Genomic DNA, 14,646 nt, shown 5'->3' with positions numbered 1-14,646 from the left:
TTGATGTCCAAAATTTTGTTTCGTTCACCAACTCAAGGTTAGCTACTAAAAACTTTATTGATTACGTTTTGCTTGTTCAGTTTTCAAGGTTCATGACGTCGCTCCTAAGCGACAACTTCTATATCATACTATACAGAAGTATGAATGTCAACAAGTTTTTTTGGAGCGGGTGATGAGAATCGAACTCACGACATCAGCTTGGAAGGCTGAGGTTTTACCATTAAACTACACCCGCAATATTATAATGTTTATTAAAATGGCGCGCCCGGCAGGAGTCGAACCCACAACCTTCTGATCCGTAGTCAGACGCTCTATCCAATTGAGCTACGGGCGCATATTGTATATATTCATAAATTGACTTGGTGCGGCCGAGAGGATTTGAACCTCCACGGGGTTACCCCCACTAGGCCCTCAACCTAGCGCGTCTGCCATTCCGCCACGACCGCATTCGATTGGGAACTTTCTTATTGTACTACGACAATCCAAAAAGTCAATCTTTTTCCTTAAAAAAATGAGCCATGAAGGACTCGAACCTTCGACCCTCTGATTAAAAGTCAGATGCTCTACCAACTGAGCTAATGGCTCAAAACAATAAATAATGGCTGGGGTACCTGGATTCGAACCAGGGCATGACGGAATCAAAATCCGTTGCCTTACCGCTTGGCTATACCCCAATAAGTGGCGGTCCCGACCGGGATCGAACCGGCGATCTCCTGCGTGACAGGCAGGCATGTTAACCGCTACACCACGGGACCAATGTTACTATATTTCCATAAATTAAAATAATGAAATGACCCCTACGGGATTCGAACCCGTGTTACCGCCGTGAAAGGGCGGTGTCTTAACCACTTGACCAAGGGGCCATGGCTCCGAAGGCAGGACTCGAACCTGCGACAACCTGATTAACAGTCAGGTGCTACTACCAACTGAGCTACTTCGGAATAATTCACATGTTTTGTCGTCGTTATCTTGTCGACTTTTACTATTATAGGGACATCTACAGTAAACGTCAACCCTTTTTTATTATTTTTTTCATTCTATTAGTTTTAAACGTCCTAAACACTTGCTACAGCAGTATTTCTTCACATTCATTCTAATTTTTCTTACATATAATTGTTGGCATTTTACACATGTATATGTATACAGTCGACGTTGTTTTTTTGGAGATGTCTTAGGGATTTGTAATACTGCACAAAAACGAGGCGCATTCACTCTTCCTAATAGCTCTCGAAAATCTTTGTCTCGATGCTGATACCCTTTGCCTTCCAAATGTAAATGATAATGACATAATTCATGTCGAACTATCCCTTCTACTTCACTAATACCATACAATTCATAGGCTTTTGGGTTAACTTCAATATTGTGCGATTGTAAAAGATAACGTCCACCTGTTGAACGTAACCTTGAATTAAAATATGCTCGATGCATAAACGGCTTCTGGAAACTTTCTAATGATATTCGAATAACAAGATGTTGAAGTTCCTCATTGTTCATATCTATATCACCTCTAACAACAAGAATACCACACTGCATAGTATAGACAGTGTGGTAAAATTTATCCCGCTTTAACAGGCAGTAATTTATAAGTACAAATTAGTAAAGGCTAGAAGTTAGGCGGGCGATTAACTACCCGTAATAGCCCGATTGGTGAAAGTTTAATTACGCTTCGATAGTTTGATCTTTAGGAGGCAGCATTGTTAATGATATGCGCCCTTTATTGACATCTATTTGTTCTACCCAAACCGTCACAATATCACCGAGTGCAACAACCTCTAATGGATGTTTAATACGTCTTTTTTGTAATTTAGAAATATGAACAAGTCCGTCCTGCTTCACTCCAATGTCTACAAACGCTCCGAAATCAACTACATTTCTCACTGTACCTTGCAATTCCATCCCAACTTGTAAATCTTCCATTTTCAAAACATCTGTTTTCAGTAAAGGCTGAGGGAATGCATCACGTGGATCGCGACTTGGTTTCATTAATGTATCCACAATATCCTGTATTGTGACAACCCCAACATCTAAAATGCCACTTAATTTTTCTTGATCTAGTTTTGCAATGGCTTCCTCTGCCTCTTCCGTCCCTAGCTCTTTTTTATCAATTTGTGCAACCTCTAAAATCTGCTCTGCTACACTATAGCTTTCAGGGTGAATGCCCGTAGCATCGAATGCATTTTTGGCTCCAGGCACACGTAAGAAACCTATTGCTTGTTCATACGTTTTGGCACCAAGTCGTGGAATTTTCTTTAGTTGAGCACGTGTAGTAAATTGTCCATTTTCCTCTCGCATCTTCACGATATTCTCCGCAACTGTTTTAGATAATCCAGAAACGTATTGTAGTAGAGAAGCTGAGGCTGTATTAACATCAACACCAACTTGGTTTACAGCCGTCTCTACTATAAATGTTAAGGACTCAGTCAATTTCTTTTGAGAGACATCATGCTGATATTGACCTACCCCAACTGCTTTTGGCTCAATTTTTACTAACTCCGACAGCGGATCCTGCAAACGACGTGCAATAGAAACGGCACTACGCTGTTCTACCTGTAAATTCGGAAACTCTGTACGTGCAATTTCAGACGCTGAATAAACAGAAGCTCCTGCTTCATTGACGATAACATAAGCGGTATCCGTTTCAAGCTCATTCAATACATCAGCTATAAATTGTTCTGTTTCGCGTGAGGCAGTACCATTACCAATAGCAATTATAGTAATTGGGTATTTTGCTAAAATCGCTTTCACAACTGCTTTTGATTTTGCTACATCTGGTTTTGGCGGATGTGGATAAATGGCTGTAACCTCTAGCATTTTCCCAGTTTCATCTACAACAGCTAACTTACAGCCTGTACGGTACGCTGGATCAACCCCCAATACATACTTCCCTTTCATTGGAGGCTGTAATAAAAGATTACGTAAATTCTCAGAGAAAATGTGAATAGCTTGCATCTCTGCTTTTTCCGTAAGTTCATTTCGTAACTCTCGTTCTATAGAAGGCTGAATTAGACGCTTGTACGAATCCTCTATCGCTAGCTTTACTTCAGCAATTGCTGGAGAGGAACCTGTAGCCGGAATCCATTCCTTCCACATAATCATCAAAACTCGATCTATCGATACTTGAATCGCCACTTTTAAGATTTCTTCTTTCTCACCACGATTTACAGCTAAAATACGGTGAGGGACAATACGATTTACTGGTTCTTCATATTCGTAATACATTTCAAAAACGTTTTTTTCGTCTGACTCCGCATTCTTCACACTTGTAACGAGTACTCCATCTTTCCAAGAATACGTACGAATTTTTTCACGTATTGCCGCGTCATCAGCAAAGCGCTCCGCCAAAATATCTCGCGCCCCAGCTAATGCATCCTCTACATCAGCAACTTTCTCCTTATCTACGAAGGCCATAGCTAATTTCTCTAAAGCATCATTACGATACTCTAATAGAAGATCTGCAAGAGGTTCTAGCCCTTTTTCTTTCGCTATTGTCGCCTTTGTTCTGCGTTTTTGCTTATAAGGTCGATATAAATCCTCTACACGTTGCAAAACAGTTGCTGCTTGAATCGCTTGCTCTAATTCAGGTGTTAGTTTATCTTGTTCCTGAATTAATCGTATAACCTCTTCCTTGCGTTGCTCAAGCTGCTGTATGTAATGATAACGATCCTCTACACCTTTAATCTGTACCTCATCAAGGGATCCAGTAGCTTCTTTTCGATAACGTGCAATGAATGGCACGGTATTTCCTTCTTCTAACAATTTAATAACAGCCTCAGCTTGATCTGGCTTAACAGCTACATCCTTTGCAATGAGCTGTAACATTTGCTTTTGTTCCACATCATCACTACCTTTTTTTCTTTTCATTTTACCATTACACTTTACTAAAAATACAAAAAAATAGTCTACTCTAACGGAAGAGTAAACTATTTCTTTTATTACAAAGAGGCTTTTTCGCTAACACTTCCTGCTTGGCTCATGCTATTGCTTATATCTGCGACAACAACAGGAGTCCTTCAATATTAGGACAGCCCCTTTCGCTAAAAGATTTTAGAGCGAGACACCATCTCTTACTAAGATAGCTTCTTGTAATTTTTTTATTGCCTTCCTTTGTATTCTAGATACATGCATTTGAGAAACCCCTAATCGTTCCCCAACTTCTTTTTGAGTGAGTTGTTCTAAATATGTAAGCTGAATGATTTGTCTTTCTCTCTCATCTAAAATACTCATTGCTTCAGAAACGATCATTCTTTTATTGGCCATTTCATAGCCATCATCTACTTTACCCATAATATCAAACAAAGTTACTGTACTACCGTCAGAATCTGACTCTATTGAATGATCCATAGAAAGAGCATGGTAACTACGGCTCATCTCCATAGACTCTAACACTTCTTCCTCTTCTACTTCTAATTGATCCGCAATTTCCTTAATAGATGGAGAACGTTGCAACTCAACTGTCAACGCTTCTACTGTTGTTTTAATTCGTGGTCCTAATTCTTTTATCCGTCTTGGCACATGAACATCCCAGGTTTTATCACGTAAAAAACGCTTAATTTCTCCAACAATCGTTGGAACAGCGAATGCTTCAAAACTTCGGCCAACATCAGGATCAAAACGTCTTATTGCACCTAGCAACCCCAGCATACCTACTTGAGTAATATCATCATGACTAGATTTGCCATTTGAATATTTACGTGCGATGGACTCCACTAAATATCGATAATGAATCACTAAATTTGTTTGAGCTTCATCATCCTCCGTTGATTGGTACAGTGCAATCCACTTTAGTATATCTTCCTTAGACGAAGATTTATGTAGTGATTCTTTCGACATTTTCCTCCACCTGCTCTCTAGCGACATACTTAGTCATGAAAACAGTTACGCCACCATCGTTATTTATCATCACCTCATCCATCAAAGTTTCCATTAAATAAAGCCCTAAACCACCTTCGCGAAGACCAGCAATACTCTCTTCCGGATGATACGGCCCAATTTTCGATTTTATCTCCTCAAAATTGAAACTATTACCATAATCTGCGATCATCATTTCTATTTTATTTTCATACAAAGCGCAACCAATGACGATTTCTCCTTCTTCTTCGTCCTTATATGCATGATGTACAACATTTGTTACCGCTTCACTCGCAGCAATTTTCAAATCTTCAATATCATCGTAATTAAATCCAATCCGACTAGCTAAGCCAGAAACCGTCAATCGAATCACACTGACAAATTGCGGTTTTGCAGGAACCCTTATCTCAATATAATCAAATTCCTTCATTTTCGTAATTCCACCTTTTTATCAGTTTCAATATCCATTAAATCGCTTAAACCAGTAATTTCAAACAACCTTTGTAATCTATTCGATAAACCAACCAATTTAACTTTCCCATTTTCGCGTAGCGTTCTTTTATAAAAGGCTACAAAAATACCTAGTCCTGTACTATCCATATAATTAACTTTCGATAAATTAAGTACTATTTCTAATCCTTCAGTAATTTTCACTGCTTCTAATTCTTCCCTGAGTCCTGGAGCAGTAAAAGTATCTATTTCACCCTCTACAAATCCGTATAGTTTATTATCAAGTTCTTTAAAGTGTATCGCCATATCCATACAGCACACCTCCACCAATTTGTTAGACTGTTTTCTATTCCCGTAATTACAAAAAGTCAAACCTAAATATTTATTTTTTTATAATTGCAATTGTAAAATCATCTGATAGTTTAAAATCCTGTATTTTTTCAATTTGCTTATAAAGAAGATTACATAATTGTTGAGCTGACAAGTATTTATTTTCAAATAGTAATGTCGTAATAACCTCTCGTGAATTCAATTCATCATGCAATCTGAATTCAGTAACACCATCCGTCATCATGATTACGATATCGTTTTCTTCCAAGGCAATTTCGTTATAAGAATAGTTCGTTTCTGGCAACACCCCTAATAATAACCCCGTCGATTCCAAAGGGATAAATTTCTCACGTTTAGCACTGTAATGAAGAGCTGGCTCGTGACCTGCAGAAGCATAAGAAAAAATACTTTTTCGCATATCCAAACAACCGTAGAACATAGACACAAACATACTGTCATCTACACTCTTTTCAATTACTCGATTAATGACCTCTAATACATATGAAGGATCTCTATATGCATATTCCAATGCCTCTAAGCCATATTTTACCATAGACATACATAATGCAGCTGGAACACCTTTACCTACCACATCTGTCACTGCTACACTCAAATAATCATCTCGATTATATAAAAAATGCACATAATCCCCATTCATTTTCCGGATTGGAATAGATATCATTCCTATATCGATGTTTGAAAGTTGTGGTATCTCTGTTTTAAGTAATGTATTTTGGATACTTGTGGCAATTTTCATTTCTATCTCATACTCAGCTTGTTTTTGTAATAAGCTTTGGTGCTCCCTATGAGCCATTCCATAATGCACCATAACTTCGATAAGAAAATCATATGCAAGCTGTTCGTCACTCATTCTACGTGGAAATAGCTTTTCAACTGCGTTTTTATGAATACTTACAACATCCTCTGGAGATATATTATTTTGGATTAACTGACGAGTGAAATTTTGAGCAATATACAAATTCTTTTCAGTTTGATCAGCCATATAATCTGACAAAATCGTTTTATATTGAGATTCTAATCGGTCCAACAACTCCACATCCTAACGCAGCCATTTTTCAGCTCTGATCGTTGTTCCTTCTCCAATAACCGATTGAATATTCATACTGTCCATCAATCGATTAACGCCTGGTAAACCTGCACCGAGCCCTCCTGAAGTGGAATAACCATCCTCCATCACTTTCCGAACATCCTCTATTCCTGGTCCTTGATCAGTTGCAATAACAATTATTTTCTTCTCTGTGTCTGACTCAAATTTCTCAATTTCAATGACACCTATCCTTGCATATAAATATATATTTCTAGCTAGTTCACTTATTGCTGTGGTGATTCGAGCCTGATCAACAGTGTCAAATCCAAGTGCCTTTGCTTCGTCACGCCCCAGTTGTCTTGCTGCTACTATATCCCATTCAGTAATAATTTCAACCGAAGACTTAATTGTCACTGCTGTCCCCCCAGTTCCTTTCGGAGTTATACTCTTACACTTTTTCCGACCCACTTAACTAAATACTTTGAATATTTTAATTATATTATTGATTTTACCTTAGGGTAATGGTTGCTGTCGCTACGTTTGTATTTAGCCTTCGCACAGACAAACCTTGTTGCTGCCGCTACGCATTCGCACAGAAAATAATTGTTGCTGAATGAAGGTAAAATTCTATGTAAATTTTCTTAAACCTTTTAATACTTTTTCAAAAATCTATTCTAAGTTTAGATTTTGAGTATACCTTAAATCTATTAATACCATTTTTGAATAGCGATTTCAATTTATGGTATTAAGTATTTGAGGGTACAATACAAAAAAGCATCGAGATGAAAATTCATCTCGATGCCGCTATACACATATGTATATCAAAATTTAACAAGCCCTAAACTAATCATCAATGCACCATCAACTTTCTCCATCAAAGCATGGTCAAGTTGTGTGATACGATCTGTCAATCTTGACTTATCAATCGTCCGCACTTGCTCGAGCAGAATAACCGAGTCACGTTCAAAACCATACTTTTCAGCATTAATTTCGACGTGCGTCGGTAACTTTGCTTTCTGAATCTGTGCAGTAATAGCTGCGATGATGACAGTCGGACTAAATCGATTTCCAATATCATTTTGAATAATCAGCACCGGCCTAGTGCCCCCTTGCTCGGACCCAACTACCGGCGATAAATCTGCAAAAAAAACGTCACCACGTTTTACATTCAAAGTGTCATCCCCCGCTAACGAGACGCTCCACTGTATGTTGTGCTTCATATTCTGCGTGCAAGCATTCACTTGCGATACTCAGATTTATATGAGACATTTCAACATATCCTTTCATCATAGCTTCCCGTATTTGATTTGGTTGCTCCTGCATTAAAACTTTGCGCGACAAAATACGCGCAAAAGATTCACTTTCAATTACTTCCTTAGTTTGTAGAAATAGTCTATCCTGAACAGCAATTGTAGCTTCTCTTAACTTTTTCTCGTACACAGCAAGCACCTCCAACGGAACCATCCACTTTTTCATTACTACCCATTCTACCATTGAAAGATATCGTTGAAAAGACACGAAATGACAAAATATCTGACAATTTAAAGTCCAAGTTGTAAAAATATGTAGGTTGTCGAAGGTAAATGCCGATTCATTCATCTTGCAAAATGTCACAAATTATGAATAGTTCAGCCACTTGGTAATTTAACCCACCGATTAGTACGTAGTTAATTCATCAAGTTTTTTTAGTTGCTCTTATATAGTATTCATTTGTCCTAAGATCAATTATACCTCGGCATAATTGCGTCCGCTTTTAGCTTAAAGTCAAATGTATAATCTAGGAACCCTCGCTGTAATAATGCATGGTACTTCATAATTAATGGTTTCAAGCTTCGCTGCCCATTCATTCATTGAAATAACATCCTGTTCTTGACGACCAATGAGTGTTACTTTCTCACCTATAGCATATGCTTTTGGCAAGGCAACCATACATTGGTCCATACAAATTCGTCCGACAATCGGCATTCTTTGTCCATCAATTAGTACTTCTTGTCCGCCTAATTTACGAATTACTCCGTCCGCATAGCCTATTGGTATCGTCCCAATCCACATATCCGAAGGGGCCGTAAAAGCAGCTCCATAGCCTACTGAATCACCTGCTTGTAACTGTTTCACATGAACAAGCTCACTCTCAAGCGAAAACGCTGGCTGTAACGAAAATGGTAAAATACCTTCTACATAAGAAGATGGTGATAATCCATACATTGATATACCATATCTGACGGCATCAAATTGTAAATGTGCATCTTTCACTAAGGATGTAGCCGTATTTGATGCATGAACAAGTCTAGGTTTTTCAGGCAATACTGTTACACATTTCTCAAAAAATTGTACCTGTCTATCGAAGTAAGATGTATCTTCTTCATCCGCAGTCGCAAAATGTGTGAATATCCCATCAAGTTCCACATTCACTGTACTCTGTATTGTTTGATATAGTGCCAATAACTCTTGTTCTGAACGAACGCCAATTCTGCCCATTCCACTATCAACTTTTATATGTAGTCGTAAAGGATTTACTTCATTAGCTATGAACGGAGCCGCTTGCTGTATCCATTCACTTGCAAACGCCGTAAGGATTATGCGCTGCTGGGCAGCATATGGCACAAACGAAACTGGAGAGGCACCCAATAATAGTATGTCTGGTTCTTCAAAGTGCGCTCGAATATGTAATGCTTCATCGGGCGTTGCCACAGCAAGTATTGTTGCCCCTGCCTCAAGTGCTGCTTTTGCAACGGCTACATCTCCATGACCGTACGCATTTGCCTTTACGACAGCTATAATTTGAACATTAGGTCGAAGTAGCTTTTTCAAATTTATTACGTTTTGTTGAATTGCTTGTAAGTCTACAATTGCTTTGGTCGGTCTAAAATACTGCTGTATCTCCATTAGAATACCCTCTTTTTATTTTTATTAAAACAATATGTATTGATTAAAACGCCTACTTGCTCTACTGTTTTACCATAAGTTTTTCTATTTTAGACTAATTTTCTACATAACTTTTATCATATATGACTTAACACTTTCTAAACAGTGTTAATTTTCATCAAAACTGTACTATTTTTCTTAATAAGCTACAGCCTTCCATATAGAAAGCTGCAGCTAGAAAAATTATTTCATACTACCTATCGTCATAGAAGTGGCAACTTCTACCATTTCTTCACGAGTCAATTTACTAGATGCTACAAAGAATTCGACTCCATCCTTCTCCCAGCTAATAGAAGTATCTGTAATAGCTCCAATAGTAAAGCCTAAATCTACCGGATCACCAGGCGATGATACCGGCAACATAGCAGTCTCTTTCGTAACTGGTTGTTGCATAACCGTAAATGGTTTATCACCGTCGAATGTTAAGATAACACGTTCCATGCCAGCCTCTTGCATGACTTTTTCATCCACCATCTTCGTATTTCCTAAACTTACAACAGGGTAATGTGTTTGGAACTTTGTATTTCCGGCTTCTGCACTTACTGCTTGTTCCCCTTTATTTCCATTCGGATTATTATTGCTCTCTTTATCGCCTTTATCCTTTTCTTCCTTGTTATCCTTTTCTGTCGGTGCAGCTTTTTCTCCTTTTGGTTCATCTTTTTCTGTAAATTGCTCAACCGCATACTCTTTAGCCGCGTGTTGAACACCTAATTTAATATTTTTAAATGTGATACGAATTTGCTCTTCTTTTACATCATTCATAATTACTACGGAAGTTGGAAGCATCGTTTTCTTATCAACTGTTATAACTTGATGAGGCATACTATTTTTATAGCTATTTCTAGTAGCCGCTTCAAATATATATGCTTTGTCCTCTTCTTTCATGACTAAATTTTTATCTTGAGCTAAATCTTCTGCTAGTGCACCTATTAAATAGGCTTGACTATTTTTCTTTGGCCAATCACTTTGGAATTTATACATTTTGTTTAATGTAGGTGTAACAACAAAAACGCCATCTGCATTTCGCACTATCATTTGTGAAACATCTTTCCCACTTTCTACTACTTCCACTCGATAGAAATCAGGTTTCGTATGCCAAACAGTTACATCATATTTTTTCGGATCCCCACCAGATTTAATCTCCATCGTAGCATTTAACTCATAACCATTGGTCTCTGCCCATTTCCCATTAACTTTCTTCAACACTTTTTCCTGTGAGTCTGTACCACATGCCGATAGAAGTAATATCGTACAAAGTAAGACGAGCCATTTAACTATTCGGTTGCCCACGCTTTCACCCTTTCCTTCTTTCAAATCCACTACGACAATATATGAACCGTATTTGTCAGTTATGTCATTTGAACATGGGCAATATATTGTTCTTCACTCAGAAATTTATTTACTATTTAATAGCACATCAGCAAAACATGTGGTTGATTTCCGTTCCGACTGGGCGCTTTCCTGGGGGCGTCCGATGAGCCGCTTCGCTTCGCTGCAGGGTCTCATCTGTGACGCTAATCCCCAAGGAGTCGCCCAGTCGTAACGAAAATCAACTATTTATATAGTAGACATTTTGACAAAAGTCACCCACAACTTTTGGTGATGAACCATTTTTTATTGCAATAATATGACCTGTGCTGCTGCGTATTGCTTAGAATGTGTTATACTAACAAATCCATTTACAAGCTCTCCTTTAAAATATAAAACAGGATTACCAGCTTCCCCTCTTAAAACTTCAACATCATGAAGCTTACATTCTTCACCAATACCAGTTCCTAATGCCTTCGAAAATGCTTCTTTTACAGCAAATCGTCCGGCCAAAAATTCTATCCTACGAGTTTCTGAATGTGCATCAAACAACACTCTTTCCCTTTCAGTTAAAATGCGGTCTTTAAATTTATTTGTTCTCCCCATTGCTTTAGTAATACGGTCAATTTCTACAATATCGAGACCAATTCCTTTAATCATTTGAACTTCTCCTTTTCCTATTTCTAAAAAGCCATGTATAATGATTGTAAATTGAGGTGGAGTTATGTTTAGTAGAACAGAAAATTTCAAGCAATATACAAAGTATTATCCGATTGTTTCAACATTAATAGCCGTTAATTTAATTGTTTATGTAATAACTATTTTACCTGGAATAGGAGAACGTGTATTGGATTATGGGGTCCAAGTGAACTTCCTTATTCAAGCAGGTGAATGGTGGCGTGTTATTTCTGCAATGTTTTTGCATGCTAACTTTTTGCACGTTTTCTTTAATATGTTTTCACTGTATTTATTCGGACCTGAGCTTGAAAAAATTGCCGGTAAGGCGCGTTTTATTACAATTTATTTAATGTCCGGTATTGTAGGGGACATGGCAACCTTTCTACTATATGATAGTAGCTATGCAAGTCTTGGTGCAAGTGGAGCTGTTTTTGGAATATTTGGTGCCTTCGGAGCACTTGTCTACTATACACGCCGTACAATGCCGATGCTTCGAAAACTTATTTTACCCATCATTGTGATTAGTGTTATTATGACTTTTCTACAGTCAAATGTGAATATCTATGCTCACTTGGGCGGTTTAGTAGCAGGATTCCTTCTTGGACTCATCTACTTACATCCAAAAAGAATTTTAAGCTGGCGTAAGCAAAAGATGGCGGGTAAGTAATAGTTACAAAGTGGAGCCATTCTCCGATGATAAGCTTTCATCGAGGATTGCTCCTCTTATTTTTATGCTAGAGTTATATCATTTCTTTCATTTTATTCGTATCATAACCAAATGTTTGTCCTTTTATGTAGCTAATTCACTTGATGATGGCCAATCACTCGCTTAAGCTTTCCCTCCTAATAGATCCCCACTTGTAGGCTATTATTATCCGCGTATTGTTGCATCGCAGCTCTTACAAATTGCTCCGCATCCTCAACCGTTTCTATTACTACCCCTTATGTTTGATTATTTTTATTATAAACAGAATATTTGCATATTTATAGGTAAAAAAGGATCATCATCAAAATGGTTCATAAAAAAAGGCTAATCCCTCATTAATTGTGAGGACTAGCCAAATTCTCGCATTCAATGTTCGTACCAAGATACTATTGTTTCAGCATCCCGCTGCTCTAAGTTTGGCACATTCCCTGTCATACCAGTCATTCCTGACATTACCGTTGCTTTTACAGACATAATATTCTTTCTTTTTTGGAAATACGTTTGAGTAGTCCCAATAGATTGAATGCGTTTTTTCTCCATAACTAATGTAATACGACTGAACACACGATATTGCATAGTTAGTTGCTTTCCATCTATCATATAAGCAGCTGTTTTATGTTGCCAAATACCAATTAATATCGTTAACGGAATTAACAATAACGAAAGCAACCCGTACGGATAAAAGAAATAACTACATGCGCCAATTATAGGTACGAGCCAAATGAAATCAATTCGGTAAAAAAATGGGCGAGCTCGATTTGGTGAATAGATAAATTCTGGTCGCCAATTTACATCGGGGAAGATCTGCTCTAACGTTTCCAAACAATTCTGCTTCTGGATAAGTGGAAAAAGCGTAATTTTTTTATCATTTCCCTCTCCACCATTTCCCCCAGCGCTCTCAACAACAACCGTTGCAAAGCCAAATAATTGACGCAATGGATTCTCTACAATACGAATCGCCTGAATTCGATTTAACGGTAAAGTAATTCGTTTTTTCTCAAGTAGCCCTTTTGTAATAATAAGCTTTTCATCTTCAGTTCGGACAGTATATTCATAATAATTGATCAGTGTAATAATAAATGACACAAACCACGCCACAATTAGGCTGAATATCACTGTTAGCGCAACTAACAATGCGCCAATTTTCGCAAAGTCCGCTAGCTCATAAAAAATTTCCTCATATGGGATTATATCTGAAAGCTGAGAGATAATTGCCGCTAGCCCTGATAGGACAACCCCAATTCCACCCGAAGTTATTGCTAATATAAGTAAATCACGTATCGACATATGATAAATCGTCGGAGCTACTACTTCCTTTATTGACGACTGTTCATCATTCATCTGTTCAGTGGCTTGGTTCTTTGTACGACGCATTTCCAGCTCTATTGCATCAGCTGCAGCCTTTCGTATAGCCGTTAACTCTACCTCAGGCTTTCTATCCTTACTTCCCGCAGTTTCAACCTGAACCTTTACTAAGCCGAATAGTCGATGAAAAATACCTTCATTATAATTTAAGCTTTGAATACGGTCGAATGGGATATAACGTTTCTTTTTAACGAACAAACCGTACGTTACACGCAATTCTCCATCTTCAAACCAATATACAAAGGTACGCCACTTAACAATGCCACTAACAAGCGCAAGTAAAGCCCCTACTCCCCATATACCGAATAAGACAGTTGTTCGCCAAAAATTATCACTATGGAAATTAAACGAAAAGTGAAAACCATTAGTTATTATAATAATAATTAACGGGAAAATCATACTTTTTAACGCTTTTGCGCTTGTAATAACAGCCGATACTGGGTGTAAGCGATTAATTTCCTTAGACATCATCTTCCGCCACCCTTGCTAATTCCGAAATACGCGCACGGAGTCCATCAGCCTCGTCCATTACAAGTGCAGGGATTGTATGTACAGTCGCCGCCGTAGATATTGAAATATTACCTAAACCATATTTTTTTAATATCGGTCCTTGCGTCGTATCAACATGTTGTACACGCACCATTGGAATAAGTGTACGTTTAACAACGAATAAACCATGTTGCACTTCAATCTCATGTTCACGCACCTCATAGCGCCAGCGTTCCCATCTTACTTTCGGAAATAGATAAGCAGATAAAATAGCACTAAGTATAACTACAACAACTGCAATGAAATAAATAAATGATGGCCATTCAAAATAATAAGTGCCGTAGCATACTAAAGCCGCTACAATCAAAAGAAATATCGTTTGCAATACACCATATAAACGCCACACTGTTAACCCTTTCCTTGAAATCTTATGAATTGGTTCTGATCTCAAAATCGATCCCTCTCTTTCCTTATCTATGTATACGTAACTAATTATCTT

At 37.9% G+C, this 14,646-nt stretch carries 16 protein-coding genes and 8 tRNA genes; 2 read left to right on the top strand and 22 right to left on the bottom strand.

Annotated features, from left to right (window positions below; all coding sequences use genetic code 11):
• Positions 1-161: 161 nt before the first annotated feature.
• The 19 genes from ACQKMI_RS24725 to ACQKMI_RS24635 all read right to left on the bottom strand — a co-directional run bounded on the left by ACQKMI_RS24725 (position 162) and on the right by ACQKMI_RS24635 (position 10,891).
• Positions 162-235 (bottom strand) — tRNA-Gly (locus ACQKMI_RS24725).
• A gap of 22 nt (positions 236-257) precedes the next feature.
• A tRNA-Arg gene (locus ACQKMI_RS24720) sits at positions 258-334 on the bottom strand.
• 26 nt (positions 335-360) lie between these two features.
• Positions 361-446 (bottom strand) — tRNA-Leu (locus ACQKMI_RS24715).
• A 66-nt stretch (positions 447-512) separates the two neighbouring features.
• Positions 513-585: transfer RNA gene (locus ACQKMI_RS24710), tRNA-Lys, on the bottom strand.
• A gap of 14 nt (positions 586-599) precedes the next feature.
• A tRNA-Gln gene (locus tag ACQKMI_RS24705) sits at positions 600-674 on the bottom strand.
• A gap of 5 nt (positions 675-679) precedes the next feature.
• A tRNA-Asp gene (locus ACQKMI_RS24700) sits at positions 680-755 on the bottom strand.
• A 36-nt stretch (positions 756-791) separates the two neighbouring features.
• A tRNA-Glu gene (locus ACQKMI_RS24695) sits at positions 792-863 on the bottom strand.
• A gap of 1 nt (position 864) precedes the next feature.
• A tRNA-Asn gene (locus ACQKMI_RS24690) sits at positions 865-941 on the bottom strand.
• A gap of 91 nt (positions 942-1,032) precedes the next feature.
• The gene (locus ACQKMI_RS24685; RefSeq protein ID WP_427493184.1) at positions 1,033-1,494 is read right to left on the bottom strand and encodes a SprT family protein; all 462 of its coding nucleotides are present in this window, start codon (positions 1,492-1,494) and stop codon (positions 1,033-1,035) included.
• A 165-nt stretch (positions 1,495-1,659) separates the two neighbouring features.
• The gene (locus ACQKMI_RS24680) at positions 1,660-3,834 is read right to left on the bottom strand and encodes a Tex family protein (protein WP_427493188.1); all 2,175 of its coding nucleotides are present in this window, start codon (positions 3,832-3,834) and stop codon (positions 1,660-1,662) included.
• Between the two features lie 210 nt (positions 3,835-4,044).
• Positions 4,045-4,830, bottom strand: coding sequence for an RNA polymerase sigma factor SigB (gene sigB / locus ACQKMI_RS24675; RefSeq protein WP_427493182.1), 786 nt, complete (start codon positions 4,828-4,830; stop codon positions 4,045-4,047).
• The gene (gene rsbW / locus ACQKMI_RS24670) at positions 4,808-5,278 is read right to left on the bottom strand and encodes an anti-sigma B factor RsbW (protein ID WP_323651459.1); all 471 of its coding nucleotides are present in this window, start codon (positions 5,276-5,278) and stop codon (positions 4,808-4,810) included. The genes sigB and rsbW overlap by 23 nt, the downstream gene beginning before the upstream one ends.
• Positions 5,275-5,610, bottom strand: coding sequence for an anti-sigma factor antagonist (locus ACQKMI_RS24665; RefSeq protein ID WP_427493180.1), 336 nt, complete (start codon positions 5,608-5,610; stop codon positions 5,275-5,277). Before ACQKMI_RS24665 ends, rsbW begins: the two co-directional genes overlap by 4 nt.
• Positions 5,611-5,680: 70 nt before the next feature.
• The gene (locus tag ACQKMI_RS24660) at positions 5,681-6,676 is read right to left on the bottom strand and encodes a PP2C family protein-serine/threonine phosphatase (RefSeq protein WP_427493178.1); all 996 of its coding nucleotides are present in this window, start codon (positions 6,674-6,676) and stop codon (positions 5,681-5,683) included.
• A gap of 12 nt (positions 6,677-6,688) precedes the next feature.
• Positions 6,689-7,090 (bottom strand): anti-sigma regulatory factor, encoded by a 402-nt coding sequence (locus tag ACQKMI_RS24655; RefSeq protein ID WP_197141543.1) that lies wholly within the window; start codon positions 7,088-7,090, stop codon positions 6,689-6,691.
• Between the two features lie 407 nt (positions 7,091-7,497).
• A complete protein-coding gene (locus ACQKMI_RS24650; protein ID WP_049663446.1) occupies positions 7,498-7,848 on the bottom strand; it encodes a type II toxin-antitoxin system PemK/MazF family toxin in 351 nt (116 codons plus the stop codon).
• 4 nt (positions 7,849-7,852) lie between these two features.
• Positions 7,853-8,140 carry a hypothetical protein gene (locus ACQKMI_RS24645; protein WP_170939000.1) on the bottom strand — a complete coding sequence of 96 codons (288 nt, stop codon included), beginning with the start codon at positions 8,138-8,140 and terminating at the stop codon, positions 7,853-7,855.
• Positions 8,141-8,440: 300 nt separating this feature from the next.
• Positions 8,441-9,562 carry an alanine racemase gene (gene alr, locus ACQKMI_RS24640; RefSeq protein WP_427493175.1) on the bottom strand — a complete coding sequence of 374 codons (1,122 nt, stop codon included), beginning with the start codon at positions 9,560-9,562 and terminating at the stop codon, positions 8,441-8,443.
• Between the two features lie 222 nt (positions 9,563-9,784).
• Positions 9,785-10,891 (bottom strand): LolA family protein, encoded by a 1,107-nt coding sequence (locus ACQKMI_RS24635; RefSeq protein ID WP_427493173.1) that lies wholly within the window; start codon positions 10,889-10,891, stop codon positions 9,785-9,787.
• Positions 10,892-10,952: 61 nt separating this feature from the next.
• Here ACQKMI_RS24635 and ACQKMI_RS24630 point away from each other — a divergent pair, with 61 nt between their 5' ends.
• Positions 10,953-11,144 (top strand): hypothetical protein, encoded by a 192-nt coding sequence (locus ACQKMI_RS24630; RefSeq protein ID WP_427493171.1) that lies wholly within the window; start codon positions 10,953-10,955, stop codon positions 11,142-11,144.
• Between the two features lie 71 nt (positions 11,145-11,215).
• On the opposite strand, the gene acpS is transcribed toward ACQKMI_RS24630, so the two are convergent.
• On the bottom strand, positions 11,216-11,569 hold the full coding sequence (acpS, locus tag ACQKMI_RS24625) for a holo-ACP synthase (RefSeq protein WP_427416723.1): 354 nt from the start codon (positions 11,567-11,569) through the stop codon (positions 11,216-11,218).
• A gap of 64 nt (positions 11,570-11,633) precedes the next feature.
• Between acpS and ACQKMI_RS24620 the strand changes: the two genes are divergently transcribed.
• On the top strand, positions 11,634-12,254 hold the full coding sequence (locus tag ACQKMI_RS24620; RefSeq protein WP_427493169.1) for a rhomboid family intramembrane serine protease: 621 nt from the start codon (positions 11,634-11,636) through the stop codon (positions 12,252-12,254).
• 405 nt (positions 12,255-12,659) lie between these two features.
• On the opposite strand, the gene ACQKMI_RS24615 is transcribed toward ACQKMI_RS24620, so the two are convergent.
• A complete protein-coding gene (locus ACQKMI_RS24615; RefSeq protein ID WP_427493167.1) occupies positions 12,660-14,126 on the bottom strand; it encodes a PH domain-containing protein in 1,467 nt (488 codons plus the stop codon).
• On the bottom strand, positions 14,119-14,598 hold the full coding sequence (locus tag ACQKMI_RS24610) for a PH domain-containing protein (protein ID WP_427493165.1): 480 nt from the start codon (positions 14,596-14,598) through the stop codon (positions 14,119-14,121). The genes ACQKMI_RS24615 and ACQKMI_RS24610 overlap by 8 nt, the downstream gene beginning before the upstream one ends.
• Positions 14,599-14,646: the final 48 nt, after the last annotated feature.

The sequence above is a fragment of the Lysinibacillus sp. NPDC097214 genome (assembly GCF_050277945.1).
GTDB classification, from domain to species: Bacteria; Bacillota; Bacilli; order Bacillales_A; family Planococcaceae; genus Lysinibacillus; species Lysinibacillus xylanilyticus_B.
This window is presented reverse-complemented; position numbering and strand designations above follow the sequence as displayed.